The organism is Luteimonas sp. KH_071 (assembly GCF_057838005.1).
The window spans coordinates 1,652,772-1,667,792 of the sequence record NZ_CM174458.1; the positions used below are offsets into that span (position 1 = coordinate 1,652,772).

Genomic DNA, 15,021 nt, shown 5'->3' on the forward strand with positions numbered 1-15,021 from the left:
TCGGCCACAGGCCTCGTGCCCCGTTATGATCCCAGGACACAAAACAGGACACATCCTGATTTGAGTTCTGCAATGAGATCAGTGGCTTAGGTCGGAGTTGATCCGATCCCACTCTCTCCGCCAGTTCGGATCGTCGATTTCAGCCCCGCCGTGTCGCCTGGCATCTGTGAAGTGCAGCGCGTGTCTCACCGATTGAGCCCTGCACAGGTGGTAAAAGACATCGCCGGTCCTGTGTCGACTGCGCTCACTTCGCGCCGCAATGGAACCAAGACGATCGCCAGCACAGGCGGCGGGCAATGAGTTGCGCGAAACAGATGCGCACCTTGCTTGTCCTCATGCTCGCAGCGTGTTTCAGCATGGCCTGCAGCGATATGCGTCATGGGCATGCGGGTGCCCGGTCCACCGGTGATGCACCGGCAGAAGACGCGCAGTCTCGAGCAGTCATCGAGTCACCCGCGCCTGTGCTCGAATCGGCTTCCGAGCCAGCGCCGGCGCCGGTATCGCCGCTCGTGCAGACTCCGGTGGTGCGCCGCACGCGCGGCGAACGGATCGATCCGCATGCGTCAGCGGAGTCCGGGACGCCCAGCGCTGAGGTTCTGCGCGCGCGTGCCCTTGTGCTCGATCATCTGGGCGATCCCGCAACCGCGCGGTTCCGCTATGAGCGCGAATTGCAGGGCGGGGAAATCATCTGCATGGAAATCAAGTGGAAAGATGGATCCGCTGGTGAGATCGGCTTCACCCAGGCGGTGGTGATTTCACGGCCTGGAGTCGCACCTGTCGTCTGGTTCGTTGACGTGCGTCAACACGTCGCGCGCGCAGCATGCGAGATGGCATAGCCAGTCAACATGATGTCAGCGCGTATGGAACGGGCACTTCAACTCAGCGCTGCAGGGTCGTCGTAGGGCAGGTGGGTAGCGCCCGCGTCGCGCAGGGCCGCCTCGGCAGATGCCAGCGCGTCTCCCTCGCCATCGATGACGAGCAGTACGCGTCCGGACTCGATCTCGCTCTCGAACTTCTGCCTGATCGGGTCGGGAAGCGATGCGCCGACCAGTGACGAGGCCCATGTTCCGACGGCCGCGCCCCCGAGTGTCGTGAGCGCGACACCGGCCAGCGTGAGTCCCAGGGGCGGCACCGCAACTGCAACGAGTCCGGCCAACAGCCCCGTGGCGCCACCGATGCCGGCGCCGCGCACCGCGGCGTGCTTGAAGTCGGTCGGCGCTTCCTTCTGGTGTTCGGGCACCTTGTCGAGTTCGATGTCACCGCGTGCGACGAGCGAAATATCGTCCTCTGCGATACCCGCCTCACGTACGACACGCACGGCCGTCTCGGCGGCGGGCAGGGACGGCGTGCTGTAGACGCGACGGACTTTCATGGGCTGCTCGATGCTGAACGGGTGCAACGAGCATCCATCGGCGCTCGTCAGGCGCCCGTGAACCTTCGGTGCAGTCAGCCGAGTCCGATGCCGCCGGCCTTGCCGGACAGGTGTTCGTACAGGATCACGCTGCCGATCGTGATCAGGATCAGGCCGCCGATGATTTCCGCGCGCTTGCCCACGATGGCGCCGAGGGCGCGTCCGAGCATGATGCCGGTCGTCACCATGACCAGTGTGCACAGCCCGATGACGGTGGCGACCAGCAGGATATTGACGTCGAGAAACGCCAGCCCGACGCCCACTGCCATCGCATCGATGCTGGTCGCGAAGCCGGTCGCGGCGAGGCTCCAGAATCCGTGCGGGCGCAAGCTGGTGTCGTCGTTCCCGGGCGGATCTTTCCGGAAGCCGGCCACCATCATCCGGGCGCCGAGCACGCCCAGCAGGACGAATGCGATCCAGTGGTCCCAGGCGGTGACGTAGGCAGCGGCGGCGAGGCCGAGCGCCCAGCCGATGACCGGCGTCACACCTTCGATCACGCCGAAAATCGCGCCCGCACGCAACGCTTCCGCAAACCGCGGGCGCTGCATCGCCGCGCCCTTTCCGATGGCGGCGGCGAAGGCATCGGTGGACATGGCGAAGCCGATCAGAACGATCGAGAGCAGAGACATACGACATACCGCTTCGGGTCGGGCATGGACCATGCACAGCACGCAGGCGCGCCCAACCACCGTTGCGCCGGCATACCGCTGGTCTCGCCAACCTGGACTGGTTGCCTGCACCACGATCGCAACGGATCGAGTGTGTTGATGCAGGCGCTTCCGCGACACGGAAGCCGGCTACTCCCCAAGGGGACGCGCATGCTATCAGCGCGTTCCGGACAACGCACACGTATAGCCGATGACATGATCGAGGTGCGTGTCGGCAAACTTTCCATGCATCCAACGCATGAGAGCCGTCGCGACATGGCTTGTGAATGCAAGGCGCGCATCCGATCCGGATTGCTTGAGATACGCGGCGGCGGCCCTATACTGCGAGGGTCAGAGCGACTTCTGACTCCCGGGGGTGCCCAGGCTTCGACGGGGGTTGCGAAATTGCCTGGTGCATGCCGAGGGGGCGACTTTCCTCGTTAATCCAGTAGCAAACTTTTAGTTGCCAACGACGACAACTACGCTCTCGCCGCTTAAGGCGTAAGCCCCGAACCTACTTGTGCCCGTGCTCGTAGATGTAGGGTCATTATCACGGAACCGGCTGTGATGGCTGCCTGTCAGTCACGGCTTAACCAAAGCAGGCTGGTCCTGGGGTGCGCTTCGCACACCGTGCTGCCACAGGGCGAGATCCAACGGTGAGCTAAGCATGTAGTACCGGGGATGGAGTGCCTTCGGACGCGGGTTCGATTCCCGCCACCTCCACCATTTAATAGTCCGCAGTTGACCGCAGACGTTCGATAAGGGCTTGATTTTAGGGGGAAACCCCGAAAATCAGGCCCTTTTTCGTTCGCCAGCGTTCGCAGGTGGTTGTTGCAATCCGGGAGCGAGTGGGGGCAGATTCGGGGGCATAGGCCGCGACGGCTGACTGGATGCCCCCAATGCCCCTCACCGATACCGCCCTCCGAAAAGCCAAGCCGGCCCAGAAGGTGCAGCGCCTTTTCGACGGCGGCGGCCTGTATCTGGAGGTCACCCCGGCTGGCGGGAGGCTCTGGCGCCAGAAATACCGTTTCGGGGGCAAGGAGAAGCGGCTCGCCCACGGCACCTATCCCGAGGTCAGCCTCGCTGATGCCCGGGAGCGCCGCGACAGCGCGCGCAAGCTGCTGGCTGCCGGTGTCGATCCGGGTGAGCATAAGAAGGCTATGCGCGCCGCCAGCGAGGAGCGAGACGCCAATAGCTTCGAGGTCGTGGCGCGGGAGTGGTTCGCCCGGCAGCGGTCAGCATGGGTGCCGTCACACGCGGACAAGATCATCGCTCGATTGGAGGCCGACCTGTTTCCATGGATCGGGAAACGGCCGGTCGCCGAGCTCACCGCCAAGGAGCTCCTGAGCACGCTCAACCGTATCGTGGATCGTGGGGCAGTCGAGACTGCTCACAGGGCGCTGCAGAACTGCGGGCAGGTGTTCCGGTACGCCATCGTCACGGATCGCGCGGAGCGCAATCCTGCAGGCGACCTGCGTGGCGCCCTGCCACCCGTCAAGCCGACGCACCGCGCGGCGATCACTCAGCCCAAGGAGATCGGGGCGCTGCTGCGGGCGATTGACGGTTACGTCGGGTCCAACGTTACTCGCGCGGCCCTGCAGTTCGCGCCGCTGGTGTTCGTGCGTCCCGGCGAGCTTCGCCATGCCGAGTGGTCGGAGATAGACCTCGAGGCGGCGGAATGGAACATCCCGGCCGAGAAGATGAAGATGCGCGAGCCGCACTTGGTCCCGTTGGCCCGCCAGGCAGTCGAGATCCTGACGGAGCTGCACCCTCTCACCAAGCACAATCAGTACGTGTTCCCAGGCGGAACCTCGCCGCGCCGCCCCATGAGCAACAACGCCATCCTGGCCGCCTTGAGGCGTATGGGATTTGCGAAGGAGGAGATGAGCGGACACGGTTTCCGCGCGATGGCGAGGACGATCCTCGACGAAACGCTTCATTTCCGGCCCGACTATATTGAGCATCAACTTGCGCACGCAGTCCGTGATCCGAACGGCCGCGCCTATAACCGAACTGCTCACCTCACCGAGCGTCGGAAGATGATGCAGGCTTGGGCCGACTACTTAGACGCGCTGAGATCGGAAGTAGGCCCTGTCATCGCATTGCCCAGTGCATCCGGCTCATGAGCGATCGTCGATACATCGACGATCCCTCTCCGCTACGCGATTTCATAGCCAATGAAGGGCTGAAATCAATGGTCGATAGTGCGCGAAAGGGAGATACGGATGCCGCACAGGAGATCTGTAGAACGCTGGCCGAGGATCTGCGCTCAGACAACTTGACCGAATTTCAGGCAGAACTATTGGCATCGATTCTCGATGAAATCGCCAAGGGGAGAGATGCCCGTGAGGCGACGATGACGGCCTCTCCGTCGCACCGCCCTCCACGAATTCTCCGCGACAGGGAGATTTTTATACAAGTCAATTCTTGGCTCATGAACTGCGACGTCGAAGGTCGTGCAGTGGTGATGGGCGATGCCTACGCCAGCGTGGGTCGAACGTTCACAGATCGAGACGGTAAAGCACTCAGTGCAAAGACGGTAAAAAACATCTATTTGCGCGAGCTGCAGCTCTTCCGCTGCGAATTCTGAAGCCTGAAAAGCCCCCTCTGTTTTCGGGCTTTGGCAATCGTCCATCTTCCATCCGTCGGACGCAATCGCGTCCGTCCGAACGAGGACAGACAATGCCGAGCAACAACGACCACAGTGCGCCCCTTGCCCACAAGATTCCCGATGCATGCCGTCGAATCGGCATTGGACGCACCGCCCTCTACGAGCTGATAAAAGCAGGCGAGATACGCGCCATCAAGATCGGAAGCCGGACACTGATTCCGGAAGCTGAACTACAGAGGGTGATCGCGTTCCGTCTTCAGAACGTGGCATGAGCGCCGTAGAAGACGCTGTGCTGTACCACCGCAGCGAGGACCATTTGATCAGCACGCCTTTTTTGTCGAGCGATCTGAGTGGGCCTGAAGCGGTGACGTTCTGTAATCGAGCGGTGCGCCGGAACTCTGAGCTGAGGATCTATCGCGTACGCGCTCGCGCTTGCCTGTCGGAGCAGAGCTCTATGTGCCAGAGCTTCTGGGTGCGCTAAGGGTGAACGTCCTCGCGCGCCAACCATTGCAGGTCGTGCCGGCAGGTGATGCGCAGTGTCGCAGCGGCGTCACCTTCACCCGAGCAGATCAGATCGAGCCCAAACCGGTCGACTGGTTGATCGAGAACTGGATCGCCCGGGACTCGCTCGTCGGCATCGTGGGTCAGCCTGGAACCTGCAAGTCATTCCTCGCATTGGACCTCGCCTGCCGAGTGGCCACAGGAACTCCGTGGCACGGCTGCAGCGTCAGGCGCGGGCAAGTCTTCCTCCTCGCGGGAGAAGGCATCGGCGGCCTGCGAAAGCGGATTCGCGCGTGGGAAATCTTTAACCGCATCAAGATTGCTGGCGCGCCGCTCTACATCGCCAGCAGCCTCCCAGGGCTCACGGACCCCAGCAACGTAATAGCGGTAGCGGATGCGATCACCGAGGAAGCGGACAAAGCTTTCTTTGCCGACGGGGCCATCGATCCCGCGTTGATCGTAGTGGATACGCTTGCGCGCGCGATGCACGGAGCAAACGAGAACGACTCAGGGGACATGGGCCGATTCATTGCTGCGATGGACCTGCTGCGCAGCAGGTGGGGTGCGACAGTGATAGCGATCCACCACAGCGGGCACGGCGAGGGTTCTCAAGAGCGCGCACGAGGGAGTAGCGCGTTTCGCGCTGCGCTCGACAGCGAGTTCGTTATGAAGTCGGGACGTGACGGCATCACTGTCCGAACGACCAAGGCGAAGGATTGGGAACCCCCGGACCCGCTTACCCTCAAGAAGGTCACGGTCCCACTTGTGACAACCGTGGGACACGTTGTGGGTCAACCCGAAACCAGTCTGGTGCTAGCTGATGGGACAGTCGGTGGGACAGACAAAGAGCGGCGCGGGGAGGTGTCTAAGCTGCATCACGAAGGCCTAAGTCTCCGCAAGATTGCCGATCAGACAGGGATTCCTCGATCTACCGTCGCGCGGTGGATCAGTGGATAGATTCTCCAGCGTGTCTCAGGTGTCCCGCACTGTCCCGTCCCGCTTTGTGTGAGTGGGTGTCCCACGATCCCCCCCCTCTATAAGAGGGGGGATCGGAACACTCGCGCGAACCAACGCAGCGGCCGAGGTCAGCTTCTTGGTCATGACCAAGAGACGACAGGCCAGACAGGCTCAAGTCGAGTAAGGCACGGCTCGCATCCCGGGCGACCGACTCGCTGCTCGATGATTGGCCAGAACCACATTTCTGCTGGCCCACTGGAGTTGCTGGATGAGCAGACGCTGGGGTTGCGTAGACGCGATCCGGATCTCAGGGGCTCAGTCGCGTCGGCTCCTTGGTCATGACCAAGGAAATACCAGAGCAATTTGCTATTGCAGGATACGGGTCTGCCGTCGTTGTGTAGACACTATCTGCGTCGCATGGACAGAGTTCGCGTCGAACCCTTGGTCATGACCAAAGAAATCTGCGAGCGATTGCTATTGCAGGATAGGCGCCTGGCGTCGTTGTGTAGTGCACTACGGCCCCGAAGCAGCTCCAACCCTCTCCCAAGCCCTGTCCCTGACCGACCATATGCGCCGAGGTCAGGGGGAGCCTTGGTCATGACCAAGGAATTCTGAAAGCAAAGCACTAGTGCAGGATAGGCAGTTGCCGTCGTTGTGTTTACACAACGGTCCTGCGAAGGCCCGACGAGTGCCAGTGGCAGGGGGATGCTTCACGGATTCTGGGAGTCGGGTTGCTGGCACGCCGCCTACCCGATTTCCGCGATTCCACAATTGGCGGGACGACCCGACCGGTGGGATTACGTCGGCGCTCAGGTGCGCACGCGAGAGGAGCAGGCTCCGCAGACGGATGGAACGGTGCTGCGCCGGCCGGTGCTCGATATCGTCACCGACGACCTCGCCAACAACGGGCGATCCATGTCAGCGATCAAGAGTCGCCAGAATTCCGAGAGAGGGTTTTACCCGCTAGGCTAGAAGCCCAGTCTCACTGGTCGCATAGATTTCAGAGACTGGAAGTGGCGGTTTCGCGCAAACTGCTCGCTGCTTGGTCGCGTCATGTTGTGGGGGAGGTCGCGAGCATGGCCGATTCCATTATCACAACATGTTGCGAAACCTCACCGGTTTTCGGTTGCCAAACACTAGATGTAGTGGTCTGAGTTCGATAGGCGCTTGCGGCGACACAATGCGATGTAGTTGTGTTGACGAAATTTCATGCTTGACGGAATCGTTAGGCATAGAATTTCGCTACCGAAAAGTTGGCCACGTGATGCAGGTACAAGTTCGGATCCGATGTCAAGTCGGTTTCAGAAGCCCTAGATGCTTCGGGTATTGTCAGGAGACGCCGGCGTGAACGCTGTCGCAAACTTCCACAAGGACGGGGTAGATGTTGTGAGCGCGCTTCAAGGAATGGTCCTTGGTTTCGCGAACGCTCTTCGATCCCCTCACTCAATCGAAGACCACCCGATCACGCGCGGGACTGCTAAGGATCTGCAGCCGCGAGTGACTGCTGTGCTTGGATTTCTTGATCGGCAAATCGAGATGTTTGACGCTCTCTCCGATGTGGGCGACAACTTGGCGAAGACGCTAAGGGCTTGTGAGCACGCGCCCGGCAGGTTCATCGACCCGAGCCTGATGGTGACCGACGTGTCGCATCGCGCCGCTGCAGCTTTGCGGCAGGAGATTGACCGCATCGCAACTGCAAGGACTAGTGCGTTCGGTGACAGGAGACTCGGGACATTCGACCGTGACCGCTTGGTTGGCAGCTTTTACGATTGTCGTAAATCCGCTGAAAGAGCGGTAGCTGTAGTTGAGAGCGTGGTTGCCGCGATCCAGTTCCATGATGAAGCTTGCATGGATGAGGACGAGCGTGGGATCTCGAGCTTGGAAGAAATGGCCCATTTCCTACATGGAGAAGAGGGGCGCGATCTTGCGCTTTCTTTGAAGCGTGCGGAGGGCCACGAGTTGTTCTCTTTTGCAGGCGCAAAGAGAGAACTATTGTCTCGCTCGTAGTAGGCGGCCAAGGATGGCGATCTTTGTTTCTGACATCTTTGCTGATTCTGCAAAAGCGTGTTCGGTGAACTTGGCCCAGTTGGTCAAAATGTTCGACTGGTGGAAAGCCGATCCGGATAGGATCAATCAAAGCATGTGGTTCGGTCGGGATACGGCCTATGACGAGCCACAGTTGCAAGGTCGGGGTCGGTTGTTACGCCACTGTCACCTTCTTCCTATGTTCGATGAGGAAGCACGTGAGCGGTGGCTTCGCGTCTTCAAAATGAAGGGCGAAAAGACCAGTGATAAGGCGCTGGTGTACGCGGAGCATGAGGGTAACTATATTCTGCTTTGCATTTTTGACGAGCCAGGCGCTCACGAGAGGGCCAGAAAGGAGACAAGAACAATGGCGGCTCTTTATCGCCGCGCCATCTCCTTCTGCGATGGCGATCTCGCGCTATGTGAAGCAGCATAGAAAAAGCCCCGCGATGCGGGGCTTTTTTGTGGGCAACGTTTGAAGCGATCTACTCAAACCTCCGGGTTCGATCGATTGCAGCTCAAGCACTTCCGATGGTCAGAGAGCTGCCGACCGAAGAACACCTTCCCATCTCGTTTGAAGCCTGTTGGACCGTCGCACCACTGGCATCGGTGCCCTTTGCCGGACATCCAACGGAGCAGTCTCCAAGATCCCAGCAGATCCAGGCGAGGCCGATGGTTGCCACGATTTGGGCAGCGAACCCGAACGGCTCGGCCATTTGCGCCGTGTAGGGTAAGGCTTGAAGCCGCGTTGCAGCGGTAAGGATCACCGCTAACCACCATCGTGATCGCGCCAGGCGCGTACAGCCGAACCATCGTCATTCCCAGGCGCACTGATCTTCTCACCTAAGAGTCGACATGGTGGAGCAAGCCGGTCTCACACTTCGAGACAGCAAGTTGGAATCCTTAAGTGCGCGGGCTTGCCAGATGGTGCAAGCGAGCGAAGGACCGCATGATTTACTCGGAGCCTCTACGGAGCAGGTCGCTCGCCTGTCCGAAGCCAGATTTCGCATGCTTTGAGTCGATTACCAATGGTATTAAGGCGCGCGACAGATGCAGCAATGAAGTTCGCGTCGTGAGTCGGGTTGTTGCAGATCGCTTCCCATATAACACCTGCATGGATGAGCTCGCCGATTGCAGAGTTGATCTCTTGACCAACGTCACCGAGCAGATGGAGGTTAGGCCGGAATTGATCAAACTCAGGGGGACGCAGAAAGAGATCAGGTGGACGAACGGAGATGTTGTTTGCCTGAAAACGTTTTGCGAGCGAAATGCATCGGAGAGCCATTGTGTCGAGCGGTTGCTGAAGTGCTACACGCATTACTGCAATCTGTGCATCTCGATCGCGGCGGGCGTCTTGAATTTGATGCCTGCGCTGCAGGTATGGAACCAAAACTGCGGCCGCGACAGCCATCAAGCCAGCGAAGAACTGCGCCCAAGCTGCCCAGTCTGTCGGCGCAGCCATTTCGGTCAGGATTTTGACAGTCATGTCATTGGACCCCTTCAGGGAGCCAGATCATGAAGCGCGGCCGCCCCACCGGCAATCCCAAGATGGGCTAGCTCGACAACCTTGCCATCGCCCAGCCGGCCGCCAGCTCAAAGGCGGCCTGTGTGTCGACCACTTTAGCGAACGCGTCGGCGCTGCTGACCTCGAACGTGCCGTCATCGAGCAGCCGAACGGTGGCCAATGCAGGCGCTGAGTCAGCGCGGATCTTGTACGCTTCCCACAGCTTCCGATCGAAGTAGTCGCCGCGCAGCGGGTTCCGCCAGCCGCGATCCTTGACGATCGAGTGCCCCAGGAAAGGCATCTCTGCGAGGCCGGCTGGAGGGATCACGCTCGGCTCCTGAGAGCGACGCAGCGCGGCTTTGGTGGCTGATCGGGAAGGCATGCCGGCGATCATCCGGAAGCGGGTCGCAGAGACCGAGACGAGACAGCAGCGTGCGCTGGCCCGAGGGCCGGCGATAGCGGTGCATCCTTGGGGTGGTACAGCCCGCGGCGCACGCACGTGCTGTACGACGATTTTGCTTAGAGTCTGGACCCAGCACACCAGTGCGTTCCCGACCTCGTGGTCAGGAAAATCCGCGGCAGCGAGGAGAGTGGTGCATGGAGGAAATTGCATTCGACCAAAATTCGGGCGTGATGCACCCAGCGCACGATCTGCTTTCGGAAGGCCTAATAGCTCGTCAGGACTCCATCATCGAGCTAGCTAAGCGTGTTCGAGAGGAGGAGCGTCGAATGTTGAAACCGCACGACGATTGGATGGGTGTTCCGTGCCCATATCCGTTCATCTATGGCGCCTTCAGCTGGTACGCAGGCAGCTTGATCGCTTATTTGCGCCTCGTTTGCCTCGTGGAGGAGCTGCGGCAGGTGCCGGACGCGATCGATCGAGTGACGAAGGATCGTGAGCGGATCAAGCGGGCAGGCAACAGATACCTAGAGGAGGTTTGCCCGACCATCAAGCTGTGGAGGGATAAGGTAGGGGCTCATGCTGCGCTCTCCGATCCTCGGGAGGACGACAACTTGGCCGTCCTCTACGGTTCGGTGTCCTACCCGGTGAGAGCGAAGGAAGGGAGGTTCTTCGTTGGCGATCATACGATCACAGTGCGGCGGCACGGGATCGTGCGTGCGACTCACGAGTCTGACCGTTGGTCCATTACTGAATCCTTTGAAGCTCTTGCTCCTCGGTTCTGGCCAAATGTAGCGCTCTAGGCGAGTTTGGGGGCACTTTTGGGGGCATGGTCACTTCTCGAGCCGCGTAAATCCGCGCAAATCAGGCGCTTCCGCGTCCGTTTCGAGTGTCGCCACCCACCATTTGTAGAAGACCGGGCCTTGCGGCCCGGTTTTTTTTGGTCGATTCCGGCGCCCTCGTTATGCTGTCGTGATGGCCGCGTCCTCGCCGCACCCACCAGCCCCGTCCAATCCAGTGCAATCCGTCTGGCGGCTGCGCCGCAGCCACGTGCTGGCCGGTCTCGTCCTGCTGGGATCACTGCTGATGGTCGCCCTGTATGCGCGCGGCGCGAGCGAGCGCGAACGCCGTCTTGCGGAGGCGAGCTTCGTGGCCGATGCCGATCAACTTGCCGAAGCCGTGCGCCAGCGTCTGCTGCAGTACGAGCTCAGTCTTCGCGGCGGCGTCGCCTTGCACAGCGCTGCCGTGGAGACGCCCACCGCCAGGCAATGGCGTGGCTATGTGGAAGGGCTCGATATCCGCCGCCAGCTGCCCGGCATGATGGGTATCGGCTACGTCGCCTATCTCGATCCGCAGTCCCTGGCGGAGCTGCAGTTGCGTCAGCGGGCGGCCGGCGAAGGATTGTTTACGCTGACGCCGCGCGGCGTGCGCCCCCATTACGGCGCGATCCTCTATTTCGAACCCGAGATCGACTCCAGCCGGCTGGCCATCGGCTACGACCAGTACAGCGATCCCGCGCGTCGTGCAGCCATGGACGCGGCACGCGACAGCGGCGAAGTCAGGTTGAGCGCGCCCGTGCGCCTTCGGCAGTTCGGCAGCGAGGGGCAAGCCGGCGTGCTGCTGTTTGCAGCGGTCTATCGCACCGCACGTCTGCCGGTGTCGCGGTCGGGGCGCGAGAACGCCCTGGTCGGCTGGGTCTATGCCCCGTTCCGCACTGCGGAGTTCGTCGACCGTTCGATGATTCCGGTCGACCACGCGCTGGCGTTCCGGATCGTCGATGTCAGTGGTGGAGTGGAAACGCCGCTGCTCGCATCCGATAGCTGGATCGAGGGCGACGGTGCAGATACGCAGGTGCTCCATACCGTGACCCAGCAGCTCTATGGACGCAGCTGGCGCTACGACTTCCAGCACGTCGGTCCGCTGGCGTCGGCAGGAATGCGCGAGCTGCAGGCCACGCTCATCACCGGTGTCGTGGCCTCGCTGTTGCTTTTCGCCATGGTGATGACGCTGGCGCAAACCCAGTCGCGTGCAGAAACGCTTGCGCATCGGCTGAGTGACTCCTACCGCCGGAGCGAGCAGCGCTTCCGCAACGCGATGCAGTACTCGGCGATCGGCATGGTGCTGCTCGATCGCAACGGCGCCATTCTCGAGAGCAATCCCGCGATGGCCGAGATCGCCGGTGTGAGTCAGGCGACGTTGAGCGGCACGCTGCTCAGCGGCTACTTCGCGGACGGCAACGACAACGCGTCGCGCACGCGGGAGATGGAGGCACTGCGCGAAGGGGTGCACCGCAGTACACGCCGTCTGCGACGTCACGATGGCGACATCCGCGAAGTGCATCTGGCTTCGACCCTGATGCCGGGCGACAACGGCAGCGACGTCGCGCGACTGGTGCAGGTGGACGACGTGACCGAGCGCCTGCGCGCAGAGGCCCAGGTGCATGCGCTCAACCGCACACTCGAGTCACGCGTCGAGCAGCGCACGCGCGAGCTCACCCAGGCCAATCAGGAACTCGAGTCATTCGCCTACATCGTCTCCCACGATCTGCGTGCGCCGCTTCGCAGCATCGACGGATTCGGCCGCATCCTCGCCGAGCGCTATGGTGCGGTCATCGATGCGCAGGGTCAGGACTACCTGGCGCGCGTGCGCAACGCGGCGGCGCGGATGGACGAGTTGATCGACGCGCTGTTGAAAATGTCCCGGATCAGCCGCGGCGAGTTCAAGCGCGTGCCGCTCGACCTCAGCCGCATGGCGGGCGAGGTGCTGTCCGAATTGCGGCAGACCGAACCCGGGCGCGAGGTCGCGGTACGCATCGCACCAGGCCTGCAGGCGGAAGGTGATCCTGCGCTGGTGCGCAATCTGATCGAAAATCTGCTCGGAAACGCCTGGAAGTTCACCGCCAATACGGCGCGCGCGACGATCGAATTCGGGGTCGAGCCGGGCAGCGTGTTCTACGTCGCAGACAACGGGGCAGGGTTCAATACCGACTATGCGGGCAAGCTGTTCCGTCCGTTCCAGAGACTCCACCGCGACGACGAGTTCAAGGGGCACGGCGTGGGTCTTGCGTCGGTGCGGCGCATCGTCGAACGCCACGGCGGTACGATCGCTGCCACAGGACGTCCCGACGGCGGTGCGACGTTCCGGTTCACGCTGGCCTCGTCCGCGCAACGCCTCTGAACGCGCCGCCCCGTCGCGTCCGGAACGCGATCAGGCGTTCTTGTTGTGGGCGCGCATCGCACGCTGCTTGTCGCGGGCCCAGTCGCGATCCCGCGCAACGTCGCGCTTGTCGTGACTCTGCTTGCCCTTCGCCAGCACGACCTCGGCTTTCACCTTGTTGCCCTTCCAGTACAGCGAGGTGGGCACCACGGTGTAGCCGTCGCGCTGTACCCGGCCGATCAGCGTATCGATCTCGCGTCGGTGCAACAGCAGCTTGCGCGTGCGATGGGGGTCGGCGATCACGTGCGACGACGCCTGGCTGAGCGGCGTGATCTGCGCACCGATCAGGAACAGTTCGTTGTTGAGGACCATCGCATAGCTTTCGCCGATGATCGCGCGGCCCGCGCGGATCGCCTTCAGCTCCCAGCCCTGCAGCGCGAGGCCTGCTTCGAAGCGATCTTCGAAGTAGTACTCGTGGCGCGCGCGCTTGTTCAGCGCGATGGTGCCCGTGCTGTTTGCTTTATCCTTGTCCTTGCCGCTTTTCTTGCTCATCCGTCCATTGTCCCTGAAGCAGGTCCCCCAGGCGAGTCATGCCCAAGATCGAACGTAGTGCCCTCGTCGGGCAGCCCGCCGAGCGCATGTACGCGCTGGTCAACGATGTCGCCGCCTATCCCCGCCGCTTCGCCTGGTGCGATGCCGCGGAGATACAGGAGGCGACCGAATCACGCATGGTCGCGCGTCTGGATCTCGGTCTCGGTGCCCTGCGGACGTGGTTCACGACCGAAAACACCCTGTCACCACCCGATACCATTGACATGCAGTTGCGCGACGGTCCATTCAAGTCGCTGCACGGCCGCTGGACGTTCCGCACACTCGGCGATGGTGCCTGCAAGGTCACGCTGCTGTTGGAATTCGAACCCAAGAGCCGCCTGATGCTGCCGGCGCTCACGATCGGTTTCAAAGGACTGGCCGATCGCATGGTCGACGATTTCGTACGGGTCGCCGAACACGAGCCGGTTGCATGAAAACGGTGCGCGTGGTGCGGGCCCGGCCCGGGCGCCACGACGACTGGACGCTGCAGCTGGATGACCCAGCGACTGTCGCCGACGCGGTCGAAACCATGCGAGGGACCGCGCCGTCCGCGCTCGAGGCGGTCGCTGGATATGCGGTATTCGGTGTGCGGGTGCAGCCCGCAACATTGTTGCGCGACGGCGATCGGCTGGAACTGCTGGAAGCGCTGAAGATCGACCCGAAGGATGCGCGCCGCCGCCGCGCGGCTGCGAGCCGCGGCGGAAGCTGAGCCGGCAATCAGCGCACGATCAACGGCGCCGGTTGCCCTTCTCGCGCGGCAGGTTGCCGAACTTGCGCATCTCTGCAGCCAGCTCCTGGTCGCGCTTGGGGAAGTACTCGCCTTCCCAGCGTGCGAGCTGGTCGTTCTCGAAGAACACGGTGAAGTTCTTCACTTCGGTGCGGCCGCGACGGTCCACACGCTGCGACGCGGTGTAGTCCCAGCGCTGGTGGTGGAAGGGGTCGGCGATCGACGGCGTGCCAAGCAGCGCCTCGACCTGCGCCTTGCCCATGCCGACCTGCAACTGCTCGACCGAGGAACCATCGATCAGGTTGCCCTGGTAGATCGGCTGCTTGTACAGCAGGCCGCAACCGCTGGTGGCGAGGGCGAGAACCGGAACGAGAAGGAGCTTGTGCATGTCGTGGGTGACGGCCTGGAATGACCGCCCGATGATACACTGCGCGCCACGCCGCAACCGCGATCCAGGCAGCTGGCGTTCAACCCCCAGTGGCATGCCTGCC

17 protein-coding genes, 1 other RNA gene and 1 riboswitch are annotated in these 15,021 nt (G+C 61.9%); of the genes, 12 read left to right on the plus strand and 6 right to left on the minus strand.

Annotation, left to right across the window (positions count from 1 at the left end; genetic code table 11):
- Nucleotides 1-314: 314 nt before the first annotated feature.
- Nucleotides 315-836 carry a hypothetical protein gene (locus AC3IRM_RS07820; protein ID WP_489205632.1) on the plus strand — a complete coding sequence of 174 codons (522 nt, stop codon included), beginning with the start codon at nucleotides 315-317 and terminating at the stop codon, nucleotides 834-836.
- Between the two features lie 38 nt (nucleotides 837-874).
- On the opposite strand, the gene AC3IRM_RS07825 is transcribed toward AC3IRM_RS07820, so the two are convergent.
- Both AC3IRM_RS07825 and mntP read right to left on the minus strand, forming a co-directional pair.
- Nucleotides 875-1,372: a hypothetical protein gene (locus AC3IRM_RS07825; RefSeq protein WP_489205633.1), complete on the minus strand. Its 498-nt coding sequence runs from the start codon at nucleotides 1,370-1,372 to the stop codon at nucleotides 875-877.
- 74 nt (nucleotides 1,373-1,446) lie between these two features.
- Nucleotides 1,447-2,040 (minus strand): manganese efflux pump MntP, encoded by a 594-nt coding sequence (mntP, locus tag AC3IRM_RS07830; RefSeq protein WP_489205634.1) that lies wholly within the window; start codon nucleotides 2,038-2,040, stop codon nucleotides 1,447-1,449.
- A 17-nt stretch (nucleotides 2,041-2,057) separates the two neighbouring features.
- Nucleotides 2,058-2,223: riboswitch (yybP-ykoY riboswitch) on the minus strand.
- A gap of 207 nt (nucleotides 2,224-2,430) precedes the next feature.
- On the opposite strand from mntP, the gene ssrA reads away from it, so the two are divergent.
- The 7 genes from ssrA (at nucleotide 2,431) to AC3IRM_RS07865 (ending at nucleotide 8,588) form a co-directional block, all read left to right on the plus strand.
- Nucleotides 2,431-2,784: a transfer-messenger RNA gene (gene ssrA, locus AC3IRM_RS07835) on the plus strand.
- A 173-nt stretch (nucleotides 2,785-2,957) separates the two neighbouring features.
- On the plus strand, nucleotides 2,958-4,184 hold the full coding sequence (locus AC3IRM_RS07840; protein WP_489205635.1) for a tyrosine-type recombinase/integrase: 1,227 nt from the start codon (nucleotides 2,958-2,960) through the stop codon (nucleotides 4,182-4,184).
- A complete protein-coding gene (locus AC3IRM_RS07845; RefSeq protein ID WP_489205636.1) occupies nucleotides 4,181-4,648 on the plus strand; it encodes a hypothetical protein in 468 nt (155 codons plus the stop codon). Before AC3IRM_RS07840 ends, AC3IRM_RS07845 begins: the two co-directional genes overlap by 4 nt.
- 92 nt (nucleotides 4,649-4,740) lie before the next feature.
- The gene (locus AC3IRM_RS07850) at nucleotides 4,741-4,941 is read left to right on the plus strand and encodes a helix-turn-helix domain-containing protein (protein WP_489205637.1); all 201 of its coding nucleotides are present in this window, start codon (nucleotides 4,741-4,743) and stop codon (nucleotides 4,939-4,941) included.
- Nucleotides 4,942-5,152: 211 nt separating this feature from the next.
- Nucleotides 5,153-6,127, plus strand: a complete 975-nt coding sequence (locus AC3IRM_RS07855; RefSeq protein WP_489205638.1) for an AAA family ATPase — start codon at nucleotides 5,153-5,155, stop codon at nucleotides 6,125-6,127.
- A 1,344-nt stretch (nucleotides 6,128-7,471) separates the two neighbouring features.
- Entirely contained in the window at nucleotides 7,472-8,134 is a 663-nt protein-coding gene (locus AC3IRM_RS07860) for a hypothetical protein (RefSeq protein ID WP_489205639.1), read from the plus strand.
- A gap of 13 nt (nucleotides 8,135-8,147) precedes the next feature.
- Nucleotides 8,148-8,588, plus strand: a complete 441-nt coding sequence (locus AC3IRM_RS07865) for a type II toxin-antitoxin system YafO family toxin (protein WP_489205640.1) — start codon at nucleotides 8,148-8,150, stop codon at nucleotides 8,586-8,588.
- 531 nt (nucleotides 8,589-9,119) lie between these two features.
- Here AC3IRM_RS07865 and AC3IRM_RS07870 read toward each other — a convergent pair.
- Both AC3IRM_RS07870 and AC3IRM_RS07875 read right to left on the minus strand, forming a co-directional pair.
- Nucleotides 9,120-9,638 (minus strand): hypothetical protein, encoded by a 519-nt coding sequence (locus AC3IRM_RS07870; protein ID WP_489205641.1) that lies wholly within the window; start codon nucleotides 9,636-9,638, stop codon nucleotides 9,120-9,122.
- A 67-nt stretch (nucleotides 9,639-9,705) separates the two neighbouring features.
- The gene (locus tag AC3IRM_RS07875; RefSeq protein ID WP_489205642.1) at nucleotides 9,706-10,050 is read right to left on the minus strand and encodes a hypothetical protein; all 345 of its coding nucleotides are present in this window, start codon (nucleotides 10,048-10,050) and stop codon (nucleotides 9,706-9,708) included.
- A gap of 203 nt (nucleotides 10,051-10,253) precedes the next feature.
- On the opposite strand from AC3IRM_RS07875, the gene AC3IRM_RS07880 reads away from it, so the two are divergent.
- Nucleotides 10,254-10,859 carry a hypothetical protein gene (locus AC3IRM_RS07880; RefSeq protein ID WP_489205643.1) on the plus strand — a complete coding sequence of 202 codons (606 nt, stop codon included), beginning with the start codon at nucleotides 10,254-10,256 and terminating at the stop codon, nucleotides 10,857-10,859.
- 214 nt (nucleotides 10,860-11,073) lie between these two features.
- On the plus strand, nucleotides 11,074-13,233 hold the full coding sequence (locus AC3IRM_RS07885; RefSeq protein ID WP_489205644.1) for a CHASE domain-containing protein: 2,160 nt from the start codon (nucleotides 11,074-11,076) through the stop codon (nucleotides 13,231-13,233).
- Nucleotides 13,234-13,263: 30 nt separating this feature from the next.
- Here AC3IRM_RS07885 and smpB read toward each other — a convergent pair whose 3' ends face one another.
- On the minus strand, nucleotides 13,264-13,764 hold the full coding sequence (smpB, locus tag AC3IRM_RS07890; RefSeq protein WP_232135454.1) for an SsrA-binding protein SmpB: 501 nt from the start codon (nucleotides 13,762-13,764) through the stop codon (nucleotides 13,264-13,266).
- A gap of 38 nt (nucleotides 13,765-13,802) precedes the next feature.
- On the opposite strand from smpB, the gene AC3IRM_RS07895 reads away from it, so the two are divergent.
- Both AC3IRM_RS07895 and AC3IRM_RS07900 read left to right on the plus strand, forming a co-directional pair.
- Nucleotides 13,803-14,237, plus strand: a complete 435-nt coding sequence (locus tag AC3IRM_RS07895) for a type II toxin-antitoxin system RatA family toxin (protein WP_489205645.1) — start codon at nucleotides 13,803-13,805, stop codon at nucleotides 14,235-14,237.
- The gene (locus tag AC3IRM_RS07900; protein ID WP_489205646.1) at nucleotides 14,234-14,512 is read left to right on the plus strand and encodes an RnfH family protein; all 279 of its coding nucleotides are present in this window, start codon (nucleotides 14,234-14,236) and stop codon (nucleotides 14,510-14,512) included. The genes AC3IRM_RS07895 and AC3IRM_RS07900 overlap by 4 nt, the downstream gene beginning before the upstream one ends.
- 19 nt (nucleotides 14,513-14,531) lie before the next feature.
- On the opposite strand, the gene AC3IRM_RS07905 is transcribed toward AC3IRM_RS07900, so the two are convergent.
- Nucleotides 14,532-14,918, minus strand: a complete 387-nt coding sequence (locus AC3IRM_RS07905) for an outer membrane protein assembly factor BamE (protein WP_489205647.1) — start codon at nucleotides 14,916-14,918, stop codon at nucleotides 14,532-14,534.
- Nucleotides 14,919-15,021: the final 103 nt, after the last annotated feature.